The organism is Desulfobacter vibrioformis DSM 8776 (genome assembly GCF_000745975.1).
In the GTDB taxonomy this organism is placed as follows: Bacteria; Desulfobacterota; Desulfobacteria; order Desulfobacterales; family Desulfobacteraceae; genus Desulfobacter; species Desulfobacter vibrioformis.
Map to the genome: position 1 here is coordinate 52,062 of NZ_KN050796.1, position 17,343 is coordinate 69,404.

A 17,343-nucleotide genomic window follows, 5' to 3' on the forward strand; every position below is an offset into this window, starting at 1 on the left:
ACCTTTTTTGTCAACGCTTAGTTTGGAGTCTAATTGAAATACGATCCTCGGCATATTAGAAATTTTTCTATTATTGCGCATATTGACCATGGTAAATCCACCTTGTCTGACCGGCTGATCCAGCTATCCGGTATTATAGAAGATCGGGACATGAAAGAGCAGATTCTGGACTCCATGGATATTGAGCGGGAACGGGGAATTACCATAAAATCCCAGACCGTATCCCTTCCCTATACAGCACCGGACGGCAGCAAGTTTCTGCTTAATCTCATTGATACACCGGGGCATGTGGATTTTTCCTACGAGGTATCAAGGGCACTTGCTTCCTGTGAAGGGGCCTTGATACTGGCCGACGCATCCCAGGGGGTAGAGGCCCAGACCCTTGCCAACCTCTACCTGGCCATGGAACATGACCTTGAGATCCTTCCGATCATCAATAAAATTGACCTGCCATCGGCAGAAATTGAGTGGGTTAAAAACCAGATTGATGAAGACCTGGGTCTTGACAGTGAACAGGCACTTCTTGTGTCGGCAAAAAAGGGAACAGGGGTTGATAAAATTTTCCAAGCCGTTGTTGACAGGATACCCGGGCCCACCGTGGAAAACACAGGCGCATTCAAGGCCCTGATATTTGACTCTCACTATGATGCGTTCAGGGGTGTGATCATTCATTTCAGGATCTTTGAGGGAAGTATCCAAAAAGGGGACCGGATACAGTTCATGTCCAATAATGCCATCTACAAGGTTGAAGAGGTGGGACTGTTTCAGATCAAACGTAATCCCCAGCAAAGTCTTGAGGCGGGTCAGGTTGGGTATTTTATTGCAGGGATAAAGCTGATATCCGATGTTAGAATCGGTGATACCGTGACCATGCCGGACAAAAGATGCGATAAAGCACTGGGCGGTTTCAGGGAGCCTACGCCTGTGGTGTTCTCTTCCATGTATCCGGTGGCTGCCGACGATTATGGGGAACTGACCGAGGCCCTGGAAAAACTCAAGCTGAATGATGCCTCCCTGATTTATGAAAAGGATTCATCTTCAGCTCTGGGGTTCGGGTACCGCTGCGGGTTTCTGGGGCTTTTACACCTCGAAGTGGTTCAGGAACGCCTGGAGCGGGAATATGATATTTCACTGATTTTAACCTCACCTTCGGTCCGGTATGAAGTCACCTATGTCTCAGGGGAAGTTAAGATCATTGATAACCCAACCGAATATCCTGATCCCACAGAAATCAGATGTGTCAGGGAACCCATTATCAACGCCTCCATCATTATACCGGATAAATATATGGGCAATGTCATGCAGGTCTGCCATGAATTTCGGGGAGTCAGTACCAATTATCAGTATCTGACCTCCAACCGCATGGAAATGAAATTTATCCTGCCTTTGGCCGAGGTGGTTTATGAATTTTATGACCGGCTTAAAAGTGTGACCCAGGGCTATGGTTCCTTTGATTATGTAATTGCAGGCTACCAGGAAACCAATCTTGTGAAACTGGATTTTCTCATAAACGCGGAACGCGTGGATGCGCTTTCCATGCTGATTCACCGGGACAAGGCAGAGACCAAGGCAAGGGCTGCCTGCAAAAAACTGCGTGAAGAAATCCCAAGGCAACAGTTTAAAATACCCATCCAGGGCGCCATTGGCGGTAAGATTATTGCCAGGGAAACCATTTCCGCCTATCGCAAAGATGTAACAGCCAAATGTTATGGCGGCGATATTTCAAGAAAGCGCAAACTTTTGGAAAAACAGAAAAAAGGCAAAAAAAGAATGAAGATGGTGGGATCTGTGGAGATCCCCCAGTCAGCATTCCTGTCTGTCTTGAAGTCGGATTAAATTGGGGCCAGGATATGGGCGAATAATATACATCGCCCCCACAGGCTTGTCTTTTCAATATTCTAAAAGATCTGCTGATGGCGGTTTAGTCGCGTAGTTTTTTGGGTGCCGCATTTATCATATACAGTATAGGAAAAATTGCCATGATTAAAAACAATAAATCCAAAGGGGAAAAACTGCTGGGTATTTACAGGGAACACCTGTCCCCTACAATGCAGCACATTGTTCAGATACTGGCAATCCATGTGTTTCCAATGAGGCAGAAAGAACTGATCTATTGCCTGGATCAGATGGGAGAAAAAGATTGCAACGGAAAAAGCTTTTCAGGCCAATCCATCCAGGATGTTGTAAAAGAGCTTGAAGGGTTGGAAATGATTCTCAAAGCGCCTGCAGGCGTGTCCTGCAATACGCTCATAAAATCCCATGCCCTGGCAGACGCGGTCCTATCCGGAAAAATTACATCTATAGCCAAGATTGTTTTGAATTTAATGGGGTTTGAAACCGCCACGTTAAAAATGATCGATGGAAAGGCCCAGGGGTTTTACCGGAATCTTCAAATCAGTCTGTTTGTCCATGAGGATCCTGACATGATTTTATCTCTCTGGAGAAACGCACAATATTATATCCCCTTGCAATTCCGTGAAGAACCGCCATTATTAACCCTTCTGAATCAGCCCTTCAATCCTGCGCTGTTTAAAACACTTAGCCATGGAATTCAGGCCCATATCCTGCCCATAATGTTTGCAGAGGCTGATATCCGTTTAGACGACTGCCGGGACTTTTTAGAATATGCAGTTGACTTTTATCGTTCGCAAAAGGGAATGGAAAAACAAAAAACCAGGTTATTGGAGTTTTTACTATTATGCGGACGGTTCAAAGATTTTGATACTGTTTTGATGACTATACCGGAAGAGTGCTACGAGCATATGGTTTTTCAGGGTATGCGCAGTCTTGTTTGCAATGAAGACACCGCATTGCCATGGTTTGACAAAGCGCTTTCCCTTTTAAAAAAACAAACCCGTAAACGCAAAATATTTTTGCCGGGGCTTCCGGGCCTCATGTTTCTTTTTGCCCTGCTCAAGACAAAGGATCCGGGTCAATATCAAATTGCGCTGGCCCACATTGAAGCTGCATTGAGAAAACAAGATATTTATGCAATCCCTATTGATCTGATCGAATATTTATTCAAGATGTTTGAGGCCAAAGAGAGCTTGAGTGAGGCAGAATCAAGCAGGTATGATAAAATTGAAATTAAAAATTTCAAAATCCGGTTTTTCTCTATTCTGATCATGGCATGGAGAAATCATGAGAACGCAAAATGCTATCTAAATGAACTGAAACAGATTCATCAAAAAGCGGCAGATTCGGGTTTTCTCTGGTTAGCTGCGGAATCAGCCATGCTGCTGGCCGACCTTGGCAATGATCCGGACACAAACATTGAATACGCTGAATCTGCACATACCACCTGCGGAACAACAACTCTGGTTCATATGGTTCCCCAAATACCTGTGTGGGAAAAAATTTTAACAGCCCTAACCCACATAAGCCAAAGTAATCAGACCAGCCCGGAGAATAAAACCGGTAATACCGACCAGAGAATGGTCTGGATTCTCTCTTATGTTGAACGGGCAAACAGTGCCGCAATTACCCCCCGGTTACAAAAATTGACGAAAAAGAAAACCTGGACAAAGGGGCGGGCCGTGGCATTAAAAAATCTGCGTGAAAATTTTGAAACCATGGACGGGCTGACGGATCAGGATAAAAAGATCTGCAAGGCGATTAAAGCATATTCTGTCCAGTCCGGATATAGCAGCGGTTATTATAACTATGCCCAGACAGAGTATCGGTTTGACATGGATAAAGCCCTTGAAGCCCTGGTTGGACACCCCTTGATCTATGCAGACCAAGAGATTCAAACCCAGGTGGAACTTATTGAAGGGGAACCTGAACTCAGGCTGAAAAATGAAAAGGGACAGTTGCGGATGACCATGGACGCAACACCCCTGGCCAATGGAAACAACGCCAGCCTGGTTCGTGAAACCCCAACCCGGTTCAAATTGATCAAATTTTCACAACACCACCAGCAAATTGCAGCACTGATCGGAAAAGACGGCCTGAAACTGCCCCAAAAAGCAAAGGAAGATGCGCTTAAAACGGCGGCAGCACTGGCATCCTGTGTCCAGGTCAACTCGGATTTTGCGATTCCCGGCAATTCACATGCCAAATCCGTGATCGCCGATCCAACGCCACATGTTCATATCATGCCGTTTCAAGATGGCATCAGTGTTGAATTCATGGTTCGGCCGTTTACCGACTCCGGTTCATATTTTAAGCCGGGTCAGGGCGGCATCCATGTTTTTGCCCAAAAAGAAGATGAAAAATTAACCGCACAAAGGGATCTGGCAAAAGAGAAAGAATGCCTTGAAGAAATTGTCCGCCTTTGTCCGGCAATGGAATATATCTCTCCTGTGGATGGTCAGTGGCAGGCCGGAGAACCCGAGCAGGCATTGGAGCTGCTTTGTGACCTGAAAAATTGTGAAGATAAGGCAATACTGGAATGGCCCAAGGGAGAAAAACTGAAAATCGCTTCCCGGGCGTCCTTTGACAATCTGAATCTGAAAATTCAAAAAGACCGGGAATGGTTCAAGGCCAGCGGCTGCCTGAAACTTGACAATGACCTGGTCCTTGATTTGACACAGCTCATGGAACTGCTCTCAAAATCCACAGGACGGTTTCTTCCCCTGGATGAGAATACATTTGTCACGCTGACCAAAAGTTTAAAAAATAGCCTTGACGAACTTAAAGCCTATAGCGCTCCGCATGGCAACGGTGTCCGCATTCCGCCCCTGGCCGTTCCTGCCATGGAAGACCTGATTGACCTGGCAGGACATCTGGAATCAGATAAGGCCTGGAAAGATCATTGTAAAAAATTAAAGCAGAGCATTTCTCCAAAGCTTCCAGGCACCCTTCAGGCAAGCTTAAGGGATTATCAGAAAACAGGGTTTGAGTGGCTGGCCCAGTTAATCCACTGGGAGGTCGGCGGATGTCTGGCCGATGACATGGGGATTGGCAAAACGGTTCAGGCCCTGTCCGCAATTCTACTGGTTGCAGACCAGGGGCCTGTCCTTGTGGTTGCTCCCCTTTCTGTCATGTCCAACTGGGAGGACGAATGCCAACGGTTTGCCCCCACACTTCATCCCAAAATATTCGGTCCCGGAGACCGGGATTTATTTCTTGGCACCCTTGGGCCCTTTGACCTGGTGATTTCAAGCTACGGCCTGTTGCAGACCGAGGCGGACAGGCTTGCCGGAATCGATTGGCAGACCATTGTACTTGACGAGGCCCAGGCCATTAAAAATATGAAAACCAAGCGTTCCAAAGCAGCCATGAAGCTTAACGCAAGGTTCCGGCTGATCACCACGGGAACGCCTGTGGAGAACCATCTGGATGAACTATGGACTCTTTTCAATTTTATCAATCCAGGTCTTTTAGGCAGTTTCAAAAGGTTTCGGGAACAATTTGTCCTGCCCATTGAGCGGGATAATGACAAAGAGGCTTTAAGGCGTCTTAGAAGACTTGTACGTCCTTTTATCCTGAGGCGGCTGAAAACCGATGTGCTGACGGAACTGCCTGAAAAAACAGAAATTAATTTGTATGTGGAGATGAATCCGGAGGAAGCCGCCCTTTACGAAGCCCAGCGGTTAAAATCCCTTGAAAATATTGAAACCTCCAGTGACACAGCAGGTGCCAGACATTTGAGAATACTGGCAGAATTGACCCGGTTGCGGCGGTTGTGCTGCAATCCGGCTCTGATTCTTCCGGAGGCAAAAATCGAAAGTTCCAAGCTAAAAGTTTTTGCCGATACAGTGAACGAACTGCTTGCCAATCAGCACAAAGCCCTTGTGTTCAGTCAGTTTGTGGGACATCTGGAGATTCTCAAGGCTTATCTTGATAAGCAAAAAATCTGCTACCAATACCTGGACGGTACAACCTCTGCCAAAGAGCGTCAAAAAAGAATCCTGGCCTTTCAAAAAGGCCAGGGCGATCTTTTTCTTATCAGCCTGAAAGCCGGGGGTGCGGGCTTAAATCTGACCGCAGCAGATTACGTCATTCACATGGACCCATGGTGGAATCCAGCCGTGGAAGACCAGGCTTCGGACCGGGTCCACCGCATCGGCCAGACCCGGCCGGTAACGATTTACCGCCTGGTGGTCAAAGGTTCCATAGAGGAAAAAATTATTGGGCTGCATCGTGAAAAACGCGAGCTCGCTGAAAATCTTTTGGCCGGTAGCGATGCCGCTGCCAGGATTTCGGCGGATGAATTGCTCGAATTGCTTAAAAAATAAGGGTATTAAACCCTTTATTGCTCTTTTTTCTTTTCCCAGAAATCACGGCTTTCCTGAAGAATGGCATTGATATCGTCATCCTCCATATCCTGGTCAGTCTCCTTGTCCCCGTCTTCCAGGCCATCAATATCCGGCAATTCCCCAGCACTTAAGTCTTCTTTTTCTATGTCATCCTCTTGGGCCTGGGGGAAATCGCCAATCACTTCATCATCTATATCTGCTTCAAGGATATCTGGGTCGTCCGGATCAAATTCAAATTCATCTTCAAGATCTTCAATTTCCAGTCTGAGCTCAACATCCTGGATATCATCATCTTGGATATCATCATCCAGGTCTTCCGCGGGCTTCTCATCTGGTTCATCATCATAATCCGGAAGGTTAATGGACAGAGGATCCTCCCGGTCTGATGCTGCGGCTTCTTTATCCTGCGGGTCCTGTTCCGGTGTCGTAGGTTCACAATCTTTAAGCAGGTTGCCGTTCCGGTCAAAAAGCAGGCTGCCATCCAGATTGATTTCATAATCAAGCCTGAATGCTACATCATTGTTATGTACGACAATCTGGCCACCTTTGGGAGACAGAGCCTTAATTGTCAGGCGTTCCTTGAACAGATCCCTGACTGCATCAAGATCCAGATCTTTCTGGACCGATGCAATAAGGTCTTTTTCACCGTTCAGTATGACTTTGGGATCTGTAATTCTCATGCATAACTCCTTAATTTAATAGTATAGGAATTTCCATTCTTAAAACTTAAAACCTAACAACCCGCCCGAAGGGCGATCATTTATCGATTGAATGCAATGTTCGCAAAACTAGGTTCAATAAAGTTTTCAAGGTCAATGATTTTGCCGATTTCCATGGTATCATGCATGTATCTTTGAATTTTATCAAGAGCGTCTGCATCCGGATAGAGTCCATCCCAGCGTATGGCCATGGGCTGGGAAAATACATTTTGAAGCACCTGGGGATTCAGCCCCATTTTACCTTCGGGGTCCAGAAATTTTACACCAATATCCGCGGCCCGGGTCTTGTCGTTTTCAATATACTCGCCGGTTTCCACCAGTAGGGATACAAACTCCTGGACAGCATCGGGATGTTTCTGGATAAAGTCTTTTTGCATGGCCACAATACAGCAGGGATGATTTTCCCAGCGTGCGGCTGAATAGAATTCCAGGCTGCCGATCCCCCCTTTTATGGCTTTGGTTGCAACCGGTTCTGCAACCATGAATCCGCCCACGTCCTCGTTTTCTTTCATAATGCCGGGCATCTTGATGGGCGGAACCACTTCAAAGCGTACATTAATGGCTTTTTCTCCGGGAACACCGGGTTTGAGCCCCAGTTCCTTTAAAAATTTATGTGCAAGCATGTGGTGAACCGACATTTTGTGGGGAATATCCACAACCTTGTATTTGTAAAAGCTTTGCAAAGAGTCAAACCTGTGATCATAATGCCGGGAGCGCACAAATGTGGAACCGTTCTTGTGGGCAAACAGGACCAGTTGAATGGGGGAGTCATAGGCAAAAAGATCCATGGCAATGGGGGCCAGAACAAAAGCGCAGTCGATTTCCCCGCTTTCAAGACCTTCCTGTATGGGGTTCCATCCACCCATCAGGCTGGTTGACAGGTCAAAGTACCTAGGTTCCACATCCCCTTGGTTAATCCGGTGTTTCAGGGCACCCAGGGCAAGGTGGTCGGTGATCTGGATGTGGGCCACATTGAGCTCAACGCGGCCTCCGATAAAGCCCCGCTCTTTTGTTACCCGCTGTTTTTTCATTCCTCCGGAAAAAGCCGCTTCAATCGCGTTGACTATTTCCTCCTCATTAAAGGGCTTGGGGCAATGGGCATTGCCGCCGGCTTCCAGAATTTCTTTCTGCCTGCCCATGTCAGCCTGGGCCGTGGCCATGATGAAAGGCAGGTCCTTAAATTCTTCCAGTTCCCGTAAGTGTTTAAGAAATCTAAGGCCATCCAGCGTGGGCATGTTCCAGTCAGATATGACAAGATCAGGTTTTTCAGCTTTCACTTTTTCAATGCCGTCTGCACCGTTCACCGCCATGACAAGATTTGAAAATCCGGCTTTCCCCAGGATTTGTTTGAACATTATCCGCATGGTGCCTGAATCATCTGCCACAACAATTTTAATATTCGGGTCTACCGCCATAAACTGCTCCTTATGTCCTGTAAAGGTGTTACATATAAAAAATCAAAAATTATGTGCTTAAACATCATTGGCCCATGACCAGTTGAACCGGTGCTGCAATTTCTGGAAAACTCTGTCGAGCATAAATCCCAGTATGCCGATGGCAATTATTAGGGCCATAAGTTTATCGTACTCCATGGTATCCCTGGCATCGTTAATCAGATAGCCCAGGCCTGATGATACCCCTAAAAACTCTGCCGGAACCAAAACAATCCATGCAATCCCCAGTGCCAGCCTGATGCTGGTCATCATATGGGGAATGGAATATGGAATAATAATCGTCTGAATGAGTTGGACGTTATTGGCCCCCTGGTTTAAAGCCATTTTTATCCACTGGGGATTAATGTCCATGACACCAATGGCTGTGTTCAGTATTATAGGACAAATCGTTGCCATTACAATTAAAAAATAAACAGCGGATTCAAAGCTGGTAAATAAAAGCAGTGCAATGGGCATCCAGGACAGGGGGCTGATCATTCTTACGAATTGAATCGGCGAATGCGTCAGCTTGCGAAGACGTGTAAAAAAACCGATAAGAACGCCCAGGGGAAGCCCGATGGCCGCTGATATGGCGACGCCCACAGCAATTCTTCGCAGGCTTGCAAAAACCGACACCCAGAATCTGGGATTCTGAAACGCGTCTGTCAGAGCCGCCAGGGTGGGGCCGGGCAGAAATCCTTTAAAATAGGACAATCCGGGCCGGGTGAAAATGAACTGTGTCACAACTGCCCAGGCGCAGACAGACAGGATAAGTCCGGCCAGTTCATATTTCCAGCCCGACCATGCCCGGGTTAAAAATGGTGACAATCCGACCAGATCAGACCTGTTGTGGATCTTTTTTTCAGTTGATTTCAATGGTTTCTTCCCGGGCCAATGCATCTTTCATGTCGCACTGGCAGAATGCTTTTATGCCTCCCATGTCGTCAAGGGCCTTTCTGACAAAACGGTCGTCCACAAGTTGTGCAACCGCTGTGTTTGTATCAAGGGGGGTCAGAAAATCCGTGTTGCCCTCGACTTTGGTTTTTTTCATTTGTTCCAGAATAAACCGGGTGGCTGATGGATAAGGAAACGGCTGGAACCCGATTCTTTCGACATTCCACTGGGGATGTACCAGTTCTTTTTCGGGAATCGAACCAAAAACCCGGTTCAGGACGGATTCATTTACCGGCAGAAATCCTTCACCCTCCCTGCTGAGCAGGTGGGCGGTTTCCCTGGGATTCTGCAGGCACCACGCCTGGGCGCGCACAATGGCGTTTACCGCCTTTTGGATCATGGCTTGATTTTGCAGGATCAGATCGTCTTTGACCACGATAACACAACAGGGATGATTTTTCCAAATATCTCCTGAATATCGCATTATTTTTGCTGAAAATTTTTCCTGGGCCAGGGCGTTGAAGGGGTCTGCCACGATAAATGCGTCTATTTTCTTACCCAAAAGCGCCTGGGGCATATCCGGAGGCGGCAGGATAAACAGGTTCACCTCGTGGGGGGCAAGCTTTGAGCCCGGCGGACGGATTACAGGTTCAAGCCCCTGGGCCTGAAGGCCTAACTGCATGACCAGATTGTGCATGGAATACCATGAGGGAACAGCCACCTGTTTACCGGAAAGATCCGCAAACCGGTTGATGCCGGAGTCTGCTTTGACAGTGACCGCACTGCCGTTGGTATGATCCCAGGCCAGGACCTTGACAGGTATGTTCTGCTTGAATCGCATCCATACGGGGATGGGGAAGAGCATGTGGACCAGGTCAAATTTCCCCGTTAAAAAGGATTCAGTGAGTAAATTCCATGAACGCACCATGACCGGGCGTTCCACATGAAGTCCTTCATGGGAAAAATAGCCCAGACTGTATGCAACAAGCAGGGGTGTGGCATCTGTAATGGGCAGATACCCTATTTTTAACGGCCTTTTGTTTGCCGCTGCCAGGCACGGAAATGCCATGGGGGTGCAGGCGGCCGCACCTGCCGTCTGTATTATCGTTTTTAAAAATTTTCGCCGTGAAATGCCGTTGGGGCATGTCGGCCTAGCATGGTTAAATTCCATCCGTCAGGCTCCGTTTGACTAAATATGCGATTTTAAACCGATGGAGAATATCGGTTCTCAGGGTTTTGATCACAGGATCATTCTGGTTTCGGGGATAGGGGACATCAATATCGAAAATATCAGAGATGCCGGCAGGAGAACCTGCCAGAACCACAATTTTATTTCCAAGCCGTATGGCTTCATCAATATCGTGGGTGACAAAGACTGAGGTAAAATTTTCCGACATCCACAGGTTTACCAGTTCCTCCTGGATATGGGCCTGGGTAAAGGTGTCCAAAGAGGCAAAGGGTTCGTCAAGCAGCAGAACCTGGGGACGTCCCACCAGTGCCCTGGCCAGGCAAACCCGCTGGGCCATGCCCAGGGAGAGCTGGCCGGGTTTCACGTCAGCCGCACCTGCCAGCCCCATGATTTCCAGAAACTGGCTTACCCGGTATTCCAGATCCTGGGTATCTTTTCTGATTTTACAGCCATAGGCCACGTTTTTCTTAACGCTGAGCCAGGGGATCAGGGCCGGCTGCTGGAACATCATGGAACGCGACGGGTGGATGCCGGTAATGGGGTCGCCGTTCACCCGGATTTGACCGCTGGTCGGATTTTCAAGCCCTGCCAGCATGTTCAGCAGGGTGGTTTTTCCGCAACCCGACTCCCCCAGAATAATCACAAAATCTCCCGGATTTATGGAAAATGAAATATCCTTGAGAACCTGGTGGTGTTTTTTTCCCGGTCCGTCGTAGGATTTGCAGATTTTTTCAATATCTATTTTCAAGTGCTATATTTCCGACAGAGCAGTATGAACAAAGTCCGGTTTGATAAATCCATTAAGGTCTGTGCCGGCCGGCATGACCTTCATGGTTGTGCGCATATAATCAAGCACGATGTTTAAAATTTCCATATCCGGAACCAGAAGTTTGGGGCAATAGGTTATCCCCGATGTTTTAAGTGCCCTTTGCGTCTGCCCGGCAGACAGGCCTAAAAAAGAGGCTGACATGCTTTCAATCTCCTTTGCGGCAGTGTCCGGGGATGACATATACCGGTCAAGCTGTTGGGCACTGTCAAGAAGGCAGCTGACCATCAGGGCCAAACTTTCCCTTTTGGTCCTGAGCAGATCCTGGTGTACCACGAATACGGAACCCGGATGAACCTTCCACAGGTCCCGGGAAATGAGCAGACGTTTGAATCTTTTTTTCTCAATCCCGGCGTCACCAAAGGGGGCAGGGCAGATAAAAGCGGCAATATCGCCGTCAGGGTCCGAATCTGCCATTTCCGGCATCAGTTCACACGGAACCGCTTCAATGCCGACGCCTTCTTCCGATCTCCCCGGATAGGAAATTTTCAACTTTCCTGCATTCAGAAGCCTGTGAACAAGCATATGCTGAATACTAAGTCTGTGGGGGATCAACATACTTTTTCCCCTGAGGTCTGCCAATCTTTGGATTTGTTCAGGTACAATGATTCTGCTGCCGGCCCTGTGGGTGAACATGAGCATGGAAATGGCCAGTCCCTTGTCAAACAGATACATGGCCTGGGCAATATCCATGAACGCGGCATTGATATCACCGGATGAAAATCCTTTTTCCACCTGTTCCCAGGAACGCATGATAAAAGGTATAACATCCGTATCCATACCTGGCCCCTTACAGTGGATGTAACGGGGCAAAGCAGTTCCCAGTATCAGATGATCAATACTGATAAAATGTCCGATTCGGATAGTCAGGGCAGCCTCAAATGTTTTGCATTTATTGATTTTTGACTTTAATTGTGAAGGACTTTAACACAGCCCGGAATGCATTGGCAAGTTCGTAACGCAATTTATGGATGAAACCCATGCCAGGCCAGCAGATGAAATAAATTGAGCGAAATTTGCGGTTCTTATAATCGTCCCCTGCGAATAATGGCCACCAACAGCCAGAGACCAAGGACAGCCGCAGCAATGAATCCGGCAATGCCGATGATGGAGACTCCGAAAATTATGGGCGGGATACGGGAGTTGAGTACAATGGCCGAACCCAGGATCAGGGCGGCAATGATAATGGCAAAGGAGATCCGGTTGGATGTCTGGTCCTGGGTCATCATCAACCGTTCCATGCCTTCTATTTTGATGGATACCTTGATTTCACCCTGTTTGATCTGTGTGATGATCTGGCTTGTATCCGATGGCAGGGTCTGCAACAGGGCAAAGATATCCCTGGCCAGGCGGGTGAATTCCCTGGAAAGGCGGTGCACTGAATACTTGCGCAAGGCAGCTGCCCTGACATAGGGCCGGGCGTGGCCAAGCATATCAAACTCCGGGTCCAGCTTGCGGGCTACTGCTTCAATACTGATAAAGGCCTTTATCATTAAAAACAGGTCCGGCGGTATTTTTAATCCGTGCCGGGTGCACAGTTCAAGAAACTGCTGGATCATCCGGCTGGGAAGGATCTCTTTTAGTTTTCTGGACAGGTATACAGCAGAAAACTGGGAAATGTCCTTTTCCAGGGTGGCCATATTGACCTGCCCGTTGGCCTCGGCCAGGCGGCAGACCAGGCGGGCAGTATCCTGGCTGTTTTTTGAGGCCAGGGCCTGGAGCAGGTCAATAAACAGCTCCCGGGTGGCAAGATCCACAAATCCGGTCATGCCGAAATCAATCACACAAATGCGCATGTCTTCCAGGATGAAGATATTGCCCGGATGTGGATCCGCATGGAAAAAACCAAACTCAAACACCTGGCGCATGATGAAATCCGCCCCAAGGCGCGTGATTTTTTTTCTGTCAAGACCTGCCCGGTCAATGGCATCAATATCATCTGCCTTGATCCCCCGGATAAATTCCATGCACAGGACCCGTTGTGTGGAATGGGACCGGTGCAATTCGGGAATATGGATGGATGGTGTTTTGGCAAACTGCTCTGCCATCTGTTCCATATTGGCCGCCTCCACCGTGTAATCCAGCTCCTTTTCCAGGGACCGGGCAAACTCTTCAACGATTTTAACGGGTCGGAATATGGCCATCTCTTCCAGGTTTTTTTCCATGACCTGGGCCAGGTAGTGGATGATTTCCAGATCCACTTCGACTATTTTGCGGATACCGGGGCGCTGAACTTTTACCGCCACCGGTTCGTTTGGCGACAGTTCTGCCCGGTGAACCTGTCCGATGGAGGCCGAAGCAAAAGGAGATCCATCAAAGGAATGGAACACCTCACTGATGGGTTTGCCGAACTCTGAAAGGATAATTTGTCTGACTTGTTCAAACGAAAAGGACGGGACTTTGTCCTGGAGTTTAGCAAGCTCCCGGATCAGGTCCAGGGGGATCAGGTCGGGGCGGGAGGATAATACCTGGCCCATTTTGATGAAGGTGGGCCCAAGTTCCTCCAGCACCATCCTGATCCGCTGATTCCTGGACAGTTTCTCGTGGGGTTTTGAGAATACAATTTTATCGAGATAATGATCAATCTTCATGGCATCAATAATATTCTCAAATCCGTATTTGAAAATGATGCCAATGATCTGCTGGTAACGGACCAGATGACGGTACCGTTTGGTAACGTTGGAAACGGTCTTAAAGCTGAGCATGGTCAGGGCCAAAGACCTGGGTTTCAGGCATCCTTTTCAAATTTTTCGGACAGTTCATCAATCCGGGCATTCAGTGCGTCAATTTCCCCATGGGTGGGCAAATCCAGGCGTTTGAGCGCAGATTCCACAACTTGTTCAATTTTTTTATCAAGGCTGGATTTTGCGTCATCATACCGTTTTTTACACTCTTCTAAAAAGTCCTTTGCCTCTTTCTGGTTCATCTCAGACTGCTCTGCAAATTCCTTGGCAAGGGCCTCAATTTCCTTTTTAGAGCGCAGGGCCATGCCCACTCCGGTGAGCAGGCTGTTTTTTATGGTTTCAAGCATGTCCTTTTCCTCCATTGGTTTTCATTTTGAGCCAAAGGATACGTCCAATATATCTTCCACACAGGTATCCCCTTCAAGAATGGCATCCATTTTACCATAGGATCCGGGTAAAAGTGTATGAATAAAAAATCTGGCCGATGCCATCTGCCCTGCATAAAAGGCTGCGTCTTTGTTGGCGCGGGCCTTGGCAGCCACGGCTTCGGGATCAAGCGATCCCGCTTTTTTAGCCAGTTTGGGCGCGGCAATGCAGGCCCGCCACAGATGCATCCAGGCAAAGGTAATCTCCCCTGTGATTTCCAGGAAGGGATGGGCAAACGCATAGGCGTTAAGGGCCATTTCAGACCTTGCCCTTGCACCGATCTCATAGGCAAGGGCTTCATACCGGTCCAGGGCAAGTTCCATCTTTTCGGCAAGCGCTGTGATGCCTTGGATCTCTTTGGCCTCATTTACGGTTTTTCTGATTTGAGTCAGGAAATAGGCAAAACTTTGGCCCTTGTTCATGGACAGCTTGCGGCCCAGAAGATCCATGGCCTGGATGCCGTTGGTGCCTTCGTAAATCATGAAAATTCTGGAATCGCGCATGAGTTGCTCTGCCGGAAATTCTTTGCAGTATCCGTATCCGCCGTAAACCTGGACACCGTGGGAACAGACCTCAAGGGCCTTGTCCGTGATATAGCCTTTGACAATGGGGGTGAGCACCTCGATCAACGCCGCGGTATTCGCCTTTAATTCCGGATCATCCGTGGTGTGAACAATGTCCTCGCATTTGGCATAATAATAGAGCAGGGAGCGCATGCCTTCGGTGTAGACCTTCATGTTTAACAGCTGGCGTTTGACATCCGGGTGGTTGATGATGGTGACGTTTTGGGCGTTGGCATCCTTGCCCGCTGTCAGATGCCGGCCTTGGACCCGGGTTCTGGCATAATCAAGGGCGTTCATATAAGCGGCCGAAGCCACGGCAAAACCCTGGAGTCCCACAAAGGCCCGGGATTCGTTCATCATTTTAAACATTTCCGGCATACCCTTGTTCTCTTCGCCGAGAAGGGTGCCGATACAAGGTCCTTTGTCTCCCAGAGACAGGGTGCAGGTGGCATTGCCGTGAATCCCCATCTTTTCTTCCAGGCCCGTGCATACCACATTGTTGAATTCACCCGGGGATCCGTCTTCATTCACCAGGTATTTGGGTACCAGAAACAAGGAGATTCCCCGGGTACCGGCAGGTGCACCCTCAATACGGGCAAGGACCGGATGGATGATGTTCTCGCAAAGGTCGTGTTCGCCTGCAGAGATAAAAATCTTTGTGCCCTGGATGGTGTAGGTGCCGTCATGGTTCAGGGTGGCGGTGGTGGTCAGGGCCCCCACATCGGAACCGGCCTCGGGTTCTGTCAGAAGCATGGTGCCGCCCCATTGGCCTGCAAACATTTTTTTCATGTACAGTTTTTTCTGGGTCTCATCACCAAAGGCTTCCACCAGCTTGGCTGCGCCGTGGGTCATGCCGTAATAGAGCATAAAGGCGGAGTTGGCGCCCACCATATATTCCAGTGCTGCACACCCCACGGTTTTGGGCATGCCCTGGCCCCCCACATCCGGATCATCGCACATGGCCAGCCATTCTCCTTGGCAGAACAGCTTCCAGGCCCGCTTAAAGGATTCCGGCGTGGTGACTTTACCGTTCTCAAGGGTACAGCCGATCTCATCCCCGTCCTTGAATGTGGGCAGGATCTCCTTGATGGCAAGGGTCCTTGCCTCGGAGACAATCAGGTCAATGGTTTTTTTATTGAACTCTTCAAATAATTCATGATCAACCGTTCCGATTTGTTCATGCAATACAAAATCTACGTCGCGTCTGTCTGCGATTGGCTGTGCCATATTATGATTTCCTTTCTATAATATTCATGGTTGATGTGGGCATGTGTTGCGCCCAACAACATACGGACTGACGAAAAGCATGGTATATGTAGTATAAAAAGGATGATATTTCCAAAACTTTTTAAAAATAGTTGATATAAATTGTCAAAGCTGTTTTCTTATCCTGGTATTTATTCATGTAAGAGGGTTTAAATATAGTTTTTTTTCTGTTAAGAAAGAATAATTTTTGTCCCGGTTTCATCGGAAATTCAAGATATTGGTTCTGTAAAATAATGGTCTAACTGATGGATACAAAAAACGCATGCGGATAAAATGTTGGGGATCCAGGGGATCAGTCAGTGTATCAGGGCCGCAATATATCCGGTGCGGCGGCGATACCACTTGTTTTGAAATCCAGGCGGATTCCGGTGAAATCGTCATCATTGACGCAGGTACCGGTATCCGCAGGCTTGGAAAGCGTCTGGTCCAAAGAAAAATTAAGACATGCTATCTGCTGTTGACCCATACCCACTGGGATCACATCCTTGGTCTGCCCTTTTTTCACCCCCTGCTTTATTCGGACACAACGGTCCATATCCAGGACCGTACCTTTGACGGCCTGACCACAAGCCAGATCATTGACAGGATTCTGTGCATGCCTTTTTTCCCCGTGAGGTTAGAGGATTACAACGCCGATATCCGGTTTGATTCATCCTTGAACAAGCGTTTTTCCATCGGCAGCCTGGATATTGAGACAATTCCCACATCCCATTCCCGGGACAGCATGGGATACCGGTTTACGGAAAATGGGAAAACATTTGTGTTTCTTACGGACAATGAACTGGGATATGCCCATTCCCAGGGCAAAGGCGTTGAAGCGTACATCAAGTTCTCAAAGGATGCGGATGTACTGTTCCATGACGCCGAGTACACGGATGATGAATACCCGGATAAAACCGGGTGGGGCCACTCCTGTCTGTCCGATGTTCTGGATTTAAGCGCCCGGGCCGCAGTGGGGCAGCTCGGTCTGATCCATATCAACCAGGACAGAACCGATGACCAGGTGGATGCCATGGTTGGCCAGTGCCGGCGGTTTTTCAATGAGAATCACCTTCCCACCTCCTGTTATGCCGTCTCTGCGGATTTTGAAATCTTTTTATAGCCCTGATATGAAATCGGGCGGCAGGTTCTGTTCTTAAT

At 48.2% G+C, this 17,343-nt stretch carries 12 protein-coding genes; 3 read left to right on the forward strand and 9 right to left on the reverse strand.

Translation table 11 applies throughout. The annotated features are described in order from the left end of the window. Positions 1–33 precede the first annotated feature (33 nt). Both lepA and Q366_RS19450 read left to right on the forward strand, forming a co-directional pair. Entirely contained in the window at positions 34–1,836 is a 1,803-nt protein-coding gene (gene lepA / locus Q366_RS19445; protein ID WP_035242531.1) for a translation elongation factor 4, read from the forward strand. Positions 1,837–1,979: 143 nt separating this feature from the next. Next, positions 1,980–6,182: a DEAD/DEAH box helicase gene (locus Q366_RS19450; protein ID WP_035242533.1), complete on the forward strand. Its 4,203-nt coding sequence runs from the start codon at positions 1,980–1,982 to the stop codon at positions 6,180–6,182. A gap of 14 nt (positions 6,183–6,196) precedes the next feature. On the opposite strand, the gene Q366_RS19455 is transcribed toward Q366_RS19450, so the two are convergent. The 9 genes from Q366_RS19455 to Q366_RS19495 form a co-directional block, all read right to left on the reverse strand. After that, on the reverse strand, positions 6,197–6,883 hold the full coding sequence (locus Q366_RS19455; RefSeq protein ID WP_035242535.1) for a hypothetical protein: 687 nt from the start codon (positions 6,881–6,883) through the stop codon (positions 6,197–6,199). 80 nt (positions 6,884–6,963) lie between these two features. Further along, a complete protein-coding gene (locus tag Q366_RS19460) occupies positions 6,964–8,337 on the reverse strand; it encodes an ABC transporter substrate-binding protein (RefSeq protein ID WP_035242537.1) in 1,374 nt (457 codons plus the stop codon). A 57-nt stretch (positions 8,338–8,394) separates the two neighbouring features. Continuing rightward, positions 8,395–9,231, reverse strand: coding sequence for an ABC transporter permease (locus Q366_RS19465; RefSeq protein WP_035242539.1), 837 nt, complete (start codon positions 9,229–9,231; stop codon positions 8,395–8,397). After that, positions 9,218–10,420 (reverse strand): ABC transporter substrate-binding protein, encoded by a 1,203-nt coding sequence (locus Q366_RS19470; protein ID WP_035242541.1) that lies wholly within the window; start codon positions 10,418–10,420, stop codon positions 9,218–9,220. Before Q366_RS19470 ends, Q366_RS19465 begins: the two co-directional genes overlap by 14 nt. Further along, positions 10,410–11,186, reverse strand: a complete 777-nt coding sequence (locus Q366_RS19475) for an ABC transporter ATP-binding protein (protein WP_035242543.1) — start codon at positions 11,184–11,186, stop codon at positions 10,410–10,412. Before Q366_RS19475 ends, Q366_RS19470 begins: the two co-directional genes overlap by 11 nt. Positions 11,187–11,189: 3 nt before the next feature. Further along, a complete protein-coding gene (locus Q366_RS19480) occupies positions 11,190–12,044 on the reverse strand; it encodes an ABC transporter substrate-binding protein (RefSeq protein ID WP_084691921.1) in 855 nt (284 codons plus the stop codon). 245 nt (positions 12,045–12,289) lie between these two features. After that, positions 12,290–13,969: an ABC1 kinase family protein gene (locus tag Q366_RS19485; protein WP_035242705.1), complete on the reverse strand. Its 1,680-nt coding sequence runs from the start codon at positions 13,967–13,969 to the stop codon at positions 12,290–12,292. 23 nt (positions 13,970–13,992) lie between these two features. After that, positions 13,993–14,295 carry a phasin family protein gene (locus Q366_RS19490; protein WP_035242707.1) on the reverse strand — a complete coding sequence of 101 codons (303 nt, stop codon included), beginning with the start codon at positions 14,293–14,295 and terminating at the stop codon, positions 13,993–13,995. 21 nt (positions 14,296–14,316) lie between these two features. Further along, positions 14,317–16,164 carry an acyl-CoA dehydrogenase family protein gene (locus tag Q366_RS19495; RefSeq protein ID WP_035242547.1) on the reverse strand — a complete coding sequence of 616 codons (1,848 nt, stop codon included), beginning with the start codon at positions 16,162–16,164 and terminating at the stop codon, positions 14,317–14,319. A 301-nt stretch (positions 16,165–16,465) separates the two neighbouring features. Here Q366_RS19495 and Q366_RS19500 point away from each other — a divergent pair, with 301 nt between their 5' ends. Further along, positions 16,466–17,305 carry an MBL fold metallo-hydrolase gene (locus Q366_RS19500; RefSeq protein ID WP_035242549.1) on the forward strand — a complete coding sequence of 280 codons (840 nt, stop codon included), beginning with the start codon at positions 16,466–16,468 and terminating at the stop codon, positions 17,303–17,305. Positions 17,306–17,343: the final 38 nt, after the last annotated feature.